The sequence below is a fragment of the uncultured Brachyspira sp. genome (assembly GCF_944390595.1).
Taxonomy (GTDB): Bacteria; Spirochaetota; Brachyspiria; order Brachyspirales; family Brachyspiraceae; genus Brachyspira.
In genome coordinates this window covers 23,070-34,277 of the sequence record NZ_CALXRN010000238.1, presented here as the reverse complement: position 1 = coordinate 34,277, position 11,208 = coordinate 23,070, and the positions used below count along the sequence as shown (strand labels likewise).

The 11,208-nt window shown below is 27.7% G+C and carries 11 protein-coding genes and 1 pseudogene; 3 read left to right on the top strand and 9 right to left on the bottom strand.

Going from position 1 to position 11,208, the window contains the following annotated elements; translation table 11 throughout:
- Window positions 1–369, top strand: a pseudogene (locus Q0J90_RS14260) (hypothetical protein); the annotation flags it as partial.
- 66 nt (window positions 370–435) lie between these two features.
- Window positions 436–1,581 carry a glutamate 5-kinase gene (proB, locus tag Q0J90_RS14255; RefSeq protein ID WP_297278544.1) on the top strand — a complete coding sequence of 382 codons (1,146 nt, stop codon included), beginning with the start codon at window positions 436–438 and terminating at the stop codon, window positions 1,579–1,581.
- Here the strand turns inward: proB and Q0J90_RS14250 are convergent.
- From Q0J90_RS14250 to pyk, 6 genes are all read right to left on the bottom strand, one after another.
- The gene (locus tag Q0J90_RS14250) at window positions 1,576–2,601 is read right to left on the bottom strand and encodes a DUF4921 family protein (protein WP_297278543.1); all 1,026 of its coding nucleotides are present in this window, start codon (window positions 2,599–2,601) and stop codon (window positions 1,576–1,578) included. The two genes, proB and Q0J90_RS14250, sit on opposite strands and share 6 nt — an antisense overlap.
- 8 nt (window positions 2,602–2,609) lie before the next feature.
- Window positions 2,610–2,972 (bottom strand): response regulator, encoded by a 363-nt coding sequence (locus tag Q0J90_RS14245; protein ID WP_297278542.1) that lies wholly within the window; start codon window positions 2,970–2,972, stop codon window positions 2,610–2,612.
- 144 nt (window positions 2,973–3,116) lie between these two features.
- A complete protein-coding gene (gene proC / locus Q0J90_RS14240; protein ID WP_297278541.1) occupies window positions 3,117–3,908 on the bottom strand; it encodes a pyrroline-5-carboxylate reductase in 792 nt (263 codons plus the stop codon).
- A gap of 142 nt (window positions 3,909–4,050) precedes the next feature.
- A complete protein-coding gene (locus tag Q0J90_RS14235; RefSeq protein ID WP_297278540.1) occupies window positions 4,051–4,467 on the bottom strand; it encodes a PaaI family thioesterase in 417 nt (138 codons plus the stop codon).
- Window positions 4,468–4,527: 60 nt separating this feature from the next.
- The gene (locus tag Q0J90_RS14230) at window positions 4,528–5,919 is read right to left on the bottom strand and encodes a sodium-dependent transporter (RefSeq protein ID WP_297278539.1); all 1,392 of its coding nucleotides are present in this window, start codon (window positions 5,917–5,919) and stop codon (window positions 4,528–4,530) included.
- A gap of 151 nt (window positions 5,920–6,070) precedes the next feature.
- The gene (gene pyk / locus Q0J90_RS14225; RefSeq protein ID WP_297278538.1) at window positions 6,071–7,504 is read right to left on the bottom strand and encodes a pyruvate kinase; all 1,434 of its coding nucleotides are present in this window, start codon (window positions 7,502–7,504) and stop codon (window positions 6,071–6,073) included.
- A gap of 158 nt (window positions 7,505–7,662) precedes the next feature.
- Here pyk and Q0J90_RS14220 point away from each other — a divergent pair, with 158 nt between their 5' ends.
- Window positions 7,663–8,220, top strand: coding sequence for a hypothetical protein (locus Q0J90_RS14220; protein WP_297278537.1), 558 nt, complete (start codon window positions 7,663–7,665; stop codon window positions 8,218–8,220).
- Here Q0J90_RS14220 and rsmA read toward each other — a convergent pair whose 3' ends face one another.
- From rsmA to Q0J90_RS14205, 3 genes are read right to left on the bottom strand one after another with little or no spacing between them, the layout of a single operon-like run.
- Window positions 8,221–9,066 carry a 16S rRNA (adenine(1518)-N(6)/adenine(1519)-N(6))-dimethyltransferase RsmA gene (rsmA, locus tag Q0J90_RS14215; RefSeq protein WP_297278536.1) on the bottom strand — a complete coding sequence of 282 codons (846 nt, stop codon included), beginning with the start codon at window positions 9,064–9,066 and terminating at the stop codon, window positions 8,221–8,223.
- A complete protein-coding gene (locus Q0J90_RS14210; protein ID WP_297278535.1) occupies window positions 9,056–10,777 on the bottom strand; it encodes a hypothetical protein in 1,722 nt (573 codons plus the stop codon). The genes rsmA and Q0J90_RS14210 overlap by 11 nt, the downstream gene beginning before the upstream one ends.
- Complete coding sequence (locus Q0J90_RS14205) at window positions 10,774–11,208, bottom strand: tetratricopeptide repeat protein (RefSeq protein WP_297278534.1); 435 nt, start codon at window positions 11,206–11,208, stop codon at window positions 10,774–10,776. Before Q0J90_RS14205 ends, Q0J90_RS14210 begins: the two co-directional genes overlap by 4 nt.

Genomic DNA, 11,208 nt, shown 5'->3' with positions numbered 1-11,208 from the left:
GGAGAACCTTATTACGGTATGAGCGGATTTATATTCTTTGAAGTTAGAAAATTATGGAAATTTGATATTACAGCACATGTAGGTATACATGATAATAATATATTGTCTAATTTATATGATATTTATCAGCTTAAATACAGAGCTTTCTTAAAAATAACATTAAATATAACAGATGATTTTAAAATTATGCTGTCAGATACATTTACTTATGATCCTGTATTCAAAAATAATTATCAATATTATGAATTAGAAAATAGACAGCAGGTAGGGGTTATTTCATATAATGAGAAAAGCGGCCACTATACTGTAGATAATGATTTTTACTTAGGTATGAGTTTTAAATTTGGAGGAACATGGGGAAATAAATAGATAAAAATTATAACTATTTTCAGATTATAACTTTATTTTTTTATTATATCATTTATAATACTTCGCATGGAAAAAGTAGATTTAAATAATATAAAAAGAATAGTATTCAAATTTGGTACTAATGTTTTAAGAAATGATGAGGGATATATATCTTTAGCTAGAATATACTCTTTTATAGAAGCTATAGCAAAGTTTCATAGAATGGGAAAAGAAGTATTAATTGTTACTTCAGGAGCTGTAGGACTTGGTGCTAAAAAAATTAATGTGCAGGACCTAGATGAAGTTGCATTAAAGCAGGCTTGTGCAGCCATAGGACAGTCGCAGCTTATGTCTATATATGAAGACGGATTCTCAAAATTCGATATAGTTACAGCTCAAATACTTTTAACAGAAGAAGATTTTTCAAACAGAAGAAGATATTTAAATCTGCATTCAACTTTAAGTATGCTTTTAAAATATAAAGTTGTACCTATAATAAATGAAAATGATACAGTATCCAGCGATGAACTTAAACAATTATACGATGTTACACAGATAAGTTTTTCTGATAATGATAAACTTTCTGCTCTTGTTGCAAGCGAATTGGATGCTGATTTGCTTATAATACTTTCAGATATAAATGGGCTTTATGATGATAACCCTAAAACAAATCCGAATGCTAAATTTATACATGAAGTATTTGAAGTTACAAAAGAAATAGAAAATTTAGGTCTTGATGCTTCTAAAGGCGGAAGAGGAGGAATGAAAACGAAACTCCAAGCAGCAAAAATAGTAACAAGATCCGGATGTGCATTATTTATAGCTAATGGAAAAAAACCGAATGTACTTAATGATATATTTGAAAGCAAAGATAAAACAATATTCTATCCTGTAAAAGAAACAGATGAACTTTCTACAAAAAAAAGATGGATTGCTTATGCCACTACTATAATAGGAAAATTAATTGTTAACTCCGGTGCTAAAAAAGCTGTACTCGAAAAAGAATCAAGCCTTCTTCCTATAGGAGTTATAAAAGTAATTAATACTTTTAAAAAAGGCGATATAGTAAGCATTATAGATGAAAATGGAACAGAATTTGCAAGAGGAATAATAAATTATAATTCTGATGATGTTCAAAAAATTATAGGTCATCATTCTGATGATATACTAAAAATATTAGGATATAAAAATTATGATGCTGTAATAACAAGAGATCATATAGTAATATTATAATATATCATAATGTATATTTGATAAAGAATCTCTTAAATGCTGAGTTGCATCCTCAGGCTTAATGGAATTAATATAAACACCGCTTCCAAGCTCATATCCTGCAAGTTTACTCATTTTAGGCATTATATCTAAAAACCAATGACTTGAATAGAAATACTTATCTTTAAGTACAGGAGAAAGTGTATGAAGAACATAATTGAAACTAACTTCTCCCAATGTTCTTAGAAGTCTATCAAAAACTTCTTTTAATATGCTAGCAAAATCTAAAAGCTCTATATTAGAAGAATATATAATACTATGACTATGAAATTTCGGCATTATATAAATTTGATAAGGAGAACGTGATGCAAAAGGAGATATAGCTATAAAAGTATCATTTTCACATATAACTCTTTCATTTAACTTAAGTTCTTCCTCTATAATATCACAATATACACATTTTTTGTTTTCATTATAGTATTCCAATGCTCCGCTTATTTCATCCTTCATTTGAATAGGTATAAAAGGAGTTGTAATAATTTGCGAATGGGAATGTGATAAACTAGCTCCTGCTTCAGGTCCGAAATTCTTAAAATATAAACTATAAAGCATATCTTTATTAGTGGCTAAATTTTTAAGCCTCATAATTAAAGCATCAAAAATATAATAAAAATCTTCAGTATCTGCATTATAAAAATTAAAAAAATGATCCGGATGCTCTATCACAACATCATGAAAACCTTTAGAACTGCTGGCACAAAAAAGTTTATTTTCTTTTGGAAGCTCTCCTTCTAATGTTTCTGATATTATAGGATATTTATTTGGAACTATCCTAACCTGCCAAATTTCCTCCTGCTTTGCATATATAGTATTTATGGAATCAGGAGTTTTCATTTCATGTCCTCTGCAAAAAGGACAGCTGAGAGCAGAATTTTCTACATGTTTTTCACTAAAATTTACATAATCACTAGGTCTTCCAGTTCTTTCTGAAGAAATAATTACCGACTGCTTAGTTACGGGGTCTTTGCGAATGTGGGGCATAAAAAATATTAACCTATAAGTCTCTTTATTTTGTCTTTAATTTCTGTAAGATTTCCAGATTTTAATATATATCCGTCAGCATTCCAAACTGAGAACTCATGTCTATAATTGTTATACGCTGTACATATTATAATAGGTAACTCTCTATGTTTTTCTCTAACCTTAGCTAAAAAATCTAATCCATCCCTTTTAGGCATTTTTATATCTAATGTTATCAAGTCAATATGAGGAGTACCTTTATCAAGCATTTCTAAGGCTTCCTCTCCACTATCAGTGGATACGACATCATATCCTTCATCTTTAAACTCTTCTTCAAAAAGAGTTCTAATGCTCTTTTCATCATCTAAAACTAATATTGTTTTTTTAGGCATGTAAATGCTCCTTCATATATCTTACTATAAATATTATAATAATTGAGTCAAAAAAGTCAAACAGAATTTTTTATTTGACTTCTATTATCTAATTAATAAAAAATAAAAATTCATAACCAATGTACAACTTGTATTATTAAATATTTATTTTTTCTCACTTTCTATAGAAGCATTATAACTAGCAAGAATAGTATTTATAATGCCGCTTCTAAGCCCTTCATCTTCCATAACTTTAACACCTTTTATGGTAATACCTCCTGGAGTACATACTCCATCTTTTAATTGAGCAGGATGTTTATTAGATTCAAGAACCATTGCTCCGGAACCTTTAAAAACTTGGGCAGCCATTTCTATAGATGTTTTTCTATCTATACCCATAAATACTCCGGCATCGCTCATAGCTTCTATAAGCATATACATAAAAGCAGGAGAACATCCAGCCATAGCATTATAGGCATGTATCTGCTCTTCTTTAACAACCTTAACCATTCCAACACGTTTTAATAACTCTACAACTCCGCTCTCTACAACCTTATTTTCAGCCTCAGCAACGGATATAAAACCATTGCAAGTTTTTACAGGAGTATTAGGCATTATCCTTACAATTCTGCTTCCGTTAAATAATCTTGATAAATCTCTTTTGCTTACAGAAGCAGCCACGCTAACAATAGTAGCACCTACTTTAATAGATGATGATATTTCTGCAGCAACCATACTAACCATATAAGGCTTAACTGCTATAAATAATATATCAGCCTCGCTTGCTACCTTTCTATTATCTGTATATACTTTTATTCCTAAATTCTTTTCGAGATAATCTTTTCTCTCCATAGTTTTTACGCTTGCTATGATATTGGTATACTCTATTCCAGATTTTATAAACCCTTCTATCAAAGCTCCGCCCATAGAACCGGCACCTATAAATCCTATTATCATATTTAACTCCTTAATTTATATATAAAATAATACATTCATAATTGTAATTCAAAAATAATTTATTTAAAAGTATTTTACCTAAAACTATAAAATTTTTACAGTTTTTTAGTAATATAAATAAAATAATATCTTATAATTAAATTTAAGAAGGATCAATTACAAACATAGTGGCTATCATCTTAGCAAGCATATTATCTTCTTCATCTTTAATTACAGATTCTACTATTATTAATTTTTTTCCAGCATTTATAACTTCTCCTACAGCTATTACCTTTTTAGAAACAACCGGCTTCAAAAAATGTATTTTAAGCTCAGAAGTTACTATTTTTACTTCCTCTTCAAATATTGTAGAAGCAGCCTGACCTCCTGCTGTATCAGCTAAAGATGTAATCATTCCTCCATGCATATAACCCATATACTGTGAAAGCTCTTTTTTATTTTCACATGATATAATAACTTTACCTTTTTCAGCATGTTCTAACTTCATTCCAACAAAAGATAAAAAGTCATCAGATTTATATCTCTTTTCCAATCTTTTATATATTTCTTTATTATCCATAAATTCCAAATCCTTTAAAACAACACAAAATCATTATAATTATCAATCTATAATCCATGCTTAATTAATAAAAAATTTATATATATAATTAATTACAAACATAGCAAATAATATTATAGGCAATATATAAGTTACATAAAACCTTGATGAATTTGGAAATTTAATACCTGTACCGGAATCTACTTCATGTAGAAAATTATTCCAACTCCATCCGTATTTAGATACGCAGAATATTATTATATATATTCCCCCTAATTCAACTAAATTGTAGCTTACTATAAAATCAAATAAATCTAAAAAACTTGTATTTTCTCCCATAGGCTGTATAAAGGATAAAACATTAAATCCCAAAGCAGTTGGAAGAGAACATATAAATACAACTATACCAACTATTATAGAAGCTTTATTTCTAGGCATTTTAAACTCTGACATAGTAAAAGCTATCAAATTCTCAAATACAGTTACAACAGTAGTCAATGCTGCCATAGATAAAAATACAAAAAATAATGTACCCCATAACCTAGCTAAAGGCATTGAATTAAATATATTAGGCAAAGTAACAAATGCAAGTCCTGCTCCTTCTCCTGGATTTACACCAAAAGCAAAACAAGCAGGGAATATTACAAGACCTGAAAGAAGCGCTATTAAAGTATCAAGTATAACTATTATTATAGATTCATTAGTTATAGATTTTTCTTTACCTATATAGCTTCCGAATATAGTCATACTTCCTATACCAATACCTAATGTAAAAAATGCCTGTCCAACTGCTGCATATATAACTTCAAAAAAGTTTTTAACACCGCCGTTAAAAATTTTTGATAAATCAGGAAGCAAGTAGAATTTTATACCTTCTATTGCACCATCTAAAGTTACAGATCTTATTATCAATATTATAACCAATACAAATAAAGATGACATCATAAATTTAGATGATTTTTCAACACCTTCCTGCAAACCTTTAAAACATATTAATGTACCTAAAGATATTGCTATAAATAAGCTTACAATCATTATTCTGGGATTAGAAAGCATGCTTCCAAAAAATTGTGCTACACCATCAAGAGTCAAACCCAATGTTGCACCTGTTGCCATATAATAAGCATAAGTAATTGTCCAGCCTGTAACGCTTGTATAAAACATCATCAATATCAAACATCCAAGCATTTGAACATAACCAATTAAATGCCATTTTGATCCTTCTTTTTCTAATACTTTATAAGAACCCGCTATATCCCTTTGGCCTGCACGACCTATACTAAATTCCATTATAAGTATAGGAAGTCCTACAACTGCCAAACATATAAGGTAAATAAGTACAAAAGCAGCACCTCCGTATTTACCAGTTATATAAGGGAATCTCCATATATTTCCAAGTCCTATAGCACATCCAGCCGATACTAATAAAAAACCAACCCTGCTCGATAATTTCTCTCTTCTATCATTATGCATATTAGAAACTCCATAATCATTGATTATAATATTATATATTACTTTAAATATTACTTCAAGCAGTAATATTTAAAAATTAATTATATTTTATAAAAAAAGGGATTACAAATTAATCGCAATCCCATAATAAATATATACAATAAAAAATTAATCAGTGTATTACTACTATACGCACACTATTCTCCTGCCATCTTCCCTGCCATTTGCTTCCGCTGACAAGTATAGCTGTATCTCCGTGATTTGCTAAATTATACTTAACTAATGTATCTTCTAATATATCAATTTGCCCTCCATGACTAATACCGGCACTAAAATTCAAATCCTCAGGCATCATTATAGTATAAACATTATGACATATAGAAAGTTTATTACATAAATCTCTATCTGCTGACATAAATACTATAGGAGTTTTAGGTCTTTTTTTAGATAAATTTTTAACAGTATATCCGGATCTTGAAAGAGCAATAATAACTTTATTATCCAAACAATAAGATAAATAAGAAGCACTGTCAGATAAAGCATCATTTAATCCCCTATCCAAATACATCATATTATCATGCGTAGATTTAGAAGCAGATCTTTCAGCTGCCTCAACTATTGAAACCATAGCTTTAACAGACTCTATAGGATAATCACCGGAAGCAGTTTCAGCTGACATCATAACAACATCAGTACCATCCAAAACAGCATTAGCAACATCGCTTGCTTCAGCTCTTGAAGGAACAGGGCTTTTTGTCATACTTTCAAGCATTTGTGTAGCTATTATTGTAATTTTACCCATATCATTAGCCATTTTCAATATTTTCTTCTGCCAAACAGGAACTTCTCCAAATGGTATTTCTACTCCTAAATCTCCTCTTGCTACCATAACTCCGTCAGAATGTTTTATTATTTCTTCTAAATTTTCTAATGACTCTGTATTTTCAATTTTTGATACAATTCCTACATTTTGGAAATTATTATCATCTAAAATTTTTCTAAGTCTGATAACATCCTCAGAACGTCTTACAAAACTCATTCCTAAATAATTAACACCGTTTTTAGCAGAAAATAAAGCATCATTAACATCTTTTTCTGTTAAAACCTCTGTTGTAACATGAGCACCAGGCAAATTAATACCCTTGCTGCTTAATATAGTACCTCCGGTTATAACCTTACATACAACTAGTTTTGAAGCCTCATCGCTAGATTCAACAATCAGCTGTATAGTACCGTCAGCTATCAGAAGCATAGAACCGCTCTTAACATCATGTGCTATATTAGAATGTGTTGTAGGTATAATACTCTCGTCATTGGTTTCTTTATATCCGCTTAATTTAACAATATCTCCTTCTTTTACTGTAATAGGTTCTTTTAATTTTCCTATTCTTATTTTTGGCCCCTGTAAATCAGCAAGTATAGCTACAGGCTTCTTTAATTCACTTGAAACTTTCCTTATAATATTAATTCTTTCTAAATGCTCATCATAACTTCCAAATGAAAAGTTTAATCTGCATACATCAGCTCCATTTTCTATAATCTTTTTAACCATCTCTTCATTAGACCATCTAGGACCTAATGTCGCTATTATCTTTGTTTTTCTCATTTATATTTTCCTTTTTATTATAAAAATCTTATCTAAATAAATAATAATATATTATAAAATATACAAAAATATTACAATAATCAAATAATTTTAAATTTTTAAAAAATATAATAAATTTTACACTTTAAATAATAATAATTTTATTATATAATAATACTATGAATAAAAAAAATATCATTATATTTATTATTGTAATTGCACTATCAATATGTGCATGTCAGCCTAAAAGCAAAACTGTAATGCTTACAGACATAGCAATAGATATGCCTGAAGATTTTCAAAAAGGTTTTTTAGATCAAACTGTTGCTGTAGATAATACGGTAGAATTTAATGAATCTTATGGAGTTGAAAGAAAAACTGCCATATACACGATAGTTTATACAAAATACAAATCAGCATACAGAGGTAGGATAAGTTTAGAAGATGCTAAAAATAAGATAATAAACGGGCTAAAAAATCATTATGCTATTAAAGAATTCCAGGTAATATCTGAAGGTATGCCTGAAAATAAAACAAATTCATATAAAATATTAAGCAGTTTTTATTACGGACCTAATAAAACATATCATAAATCTTTCTTAATGCTGCATGAAAATGGAATACTTCAAATAATGTGTATGTACAATGCAAACAGTAAAAAAGATGATAAGCAAATTGATAATATAATACAATCTGTAAGAATAATGAAAGATGAAAGCAATAATACTAATAAATAATTAAATGTAATCAAGTATTATATAAGAAAGTTTTTTAACTTTATCAATATCTAAAGACTCCCCTCTTGCATTATTATCAATATTTGCTTTTTCCAATATTTCATCTATTTTTTCTTTATTAATGCTTAAATAAGGAGAATTTATAAAGTTATTTTTTATTGTTTTTCTTCTATTATGAAATAATGTTTTTGATACAGATTTGAAAATATTTATCATAGACATATCCACTTCTTTAGGCACTATGCTTATAATAGATGAAGTTACATTTGGAACAGGGTAAAAAACATCTTTAGATACATTATATTCAAGTTTAATTGATGACATAAAATTCGCGAATAATGTTAAAGAAGAATAATCTTCTGTATTTTCTTTTGCAGTTAATCTATTTGCAAAATCACTTTGTACCATAAATACGGCATAGTTCCATTTAGAATAAGATTCGCATAAAAGCCACTCCATTATAGGACTTGCAATATTATATGGTATATTACCGTATATATCATATTTTATATTTGAATTAGATATATCAAATGTAAGTATATCTTTATGTATAATATTAATACCATCAAATTTTTCTATAAGATGATTATATAAAGCATTATCATATTCAACTATAGTAAGATTTTTTTTATATATATCTATAAGCATAGAACTCAAAGCACCAAGTCCGCCGCCTATTTCTAAACCGTAATTACTTCTTGAAAAACCATTAGGAACAGTGTTTGCTATATTATATGCAATATTCCTATCGCATAAAAAATTCTGACCTCTGTTCTTATTTGGAAATATAGACTTATCTTTTAAATAGTCCATTACCTTTTTTTTAGAATATAAATTATCTAGCATCTCTAGGAATTCTAGCCATTTGGAATATTATAAGCAATATTAATACAGCATCTATTAATACTGTAACGATAACTCCAACTGTAACATTTGACAATACAACAAGAATTGAAGCTATATAATCAATAAATACTTTATATACTGCAGCAAGAATTAAAGTACCTAAAACTCCAACTACTTTATTACAGAAAGTAAGACCTTCAGAAGATGTAGAAAGTCTGTATCTAAATGAATAATAAGCTATAAATACAAATAATAACAAATATGAAATAGGTGTTATATTCTTAGCAAATAATGTTAAATCTATTTCCCTGTTTGAATATCCAAATTTAGGCATTTCATTTCTCAAAGTAAATAAATCAGGAACACTTACATAATTTAAATTTAATGAAGTATAATTTCTAATAATATCTAATGTACTATCAGATATAGATATAGGAATTACTCTGCTTTGCGTATCACTATAAATATAATCGTTTTTATTAGTATCAAAATGTGCTTTTAATATAATATTTTTATTGTTTGTAGATTTAATATTATATGCTAATTTTCCATATAAATAATCTTCAGCACTAACTTTTTTTAGTTCATCATCTAATTTAATAATAGAAACATCAAATAAATATAGATTTCCTTTAAACATGGCACCGCTTAGTGATGTAAGCAATGTATTCTTATCAAGCATTATATTTAAGCCATTTTTATTTGCCAAAGAAGATGTTACAGACAAATCAGCATTATCAATATATGCCTCTTTAACTTCTTTAGCCTCTCTAATAAAGAAATCATATCTGCTTATGGCATCTCTAATAATAGAATAATAATTATTAACTTCTGCAACATTAGGAGATTCCATATATAACTTATATATTATATCATACGCTTCCCATAATCTTCCATTATCATATAAAGCAATAGCTTCAGATAATCTTCCATATACTGATATTTCTTCTGTAGTATTGCCTTTATATTTAGGTTTTTCATTTCTAGCAATACTTATTCTGTTTAAATAATATAAAGCTAAAGGATTATTATTATCTAATGATAAAACTCTATTAAAATATTTTAATGCCTCACTATAATTACCTAATGTAAATTGCCTAGTACCTGATTTTATAAGATTATTAATATTATTTATTTCTGTTTGATGAGTATTTTCATATTTTTTTCTTTTTTCTTCCTGTATACTTTTTAGGAGTAAAATAACATTTCCATAATTTTTATCATAAAATAAAGCTTCCTCAGCAAAAGTATTGGCTTTATCTAAATTACCTACTGCAAGCTCTTCTTTAGCCTTTTCATAAGCCTCATCTCTTAACTTCAATTCATATTCATAATAAACCATATAATCTCTATTGGCATTATGATTTTTAATATTTGCAATTAAATAATTAACGAAATAATAATCATATAAAGTATAAAATGCTACTAATATCACAATTGATGCAATTGGAATAGATATAACTTTAGATATATTTTCTTGATTCACATATTTACCTTTAAAAAAGGAAAAATGAACAGATAAAGCTGTTATATATGGTATATAAGATTTATAAAATACCATAGATACCAATAAATAAGAAAGCATAGAATATTCTTTACCTTCACCTCTTGAATATAAAACATAAACTATAAATATGACTGTTATGCTTATAACGCTAAGTATTAAAAAATTTAATATAAGTCTATTGGTAATAGTATATTCTTTTCTCATGAATCTATATTTTCTTCAATATTTTCCACTGCCTCTTCTATCATCTCTACAGGTTTTAACTTAGGTTTTTTATCATAAATATCCTGCATAACCTTTTGAGCCAAAATTCTAGGAGGCAATACCGTAAAACTGTTAATAACTATATCGAAATATTTTAAAGCTTCTTCATATTTATTTTGATAATAGTAACAAAAACCTATTTCATAATATGCCCATGCAACATCTTTAGCATAATTATCTCTATCAAAATTATCAATTATATATTGATAATATGCTATAGCATTCTTGTAATTTTTATTACCAAATTCAGTATATGCTTTTTCAGCTATTATTTTAGGATACTTCTCTTCTTCAACAGAGACTTTAACAGCTGAAGCACATGAACTTAATAAAAAAACAAGTATAACAAAAAAATAAAAATATTTTTTCAC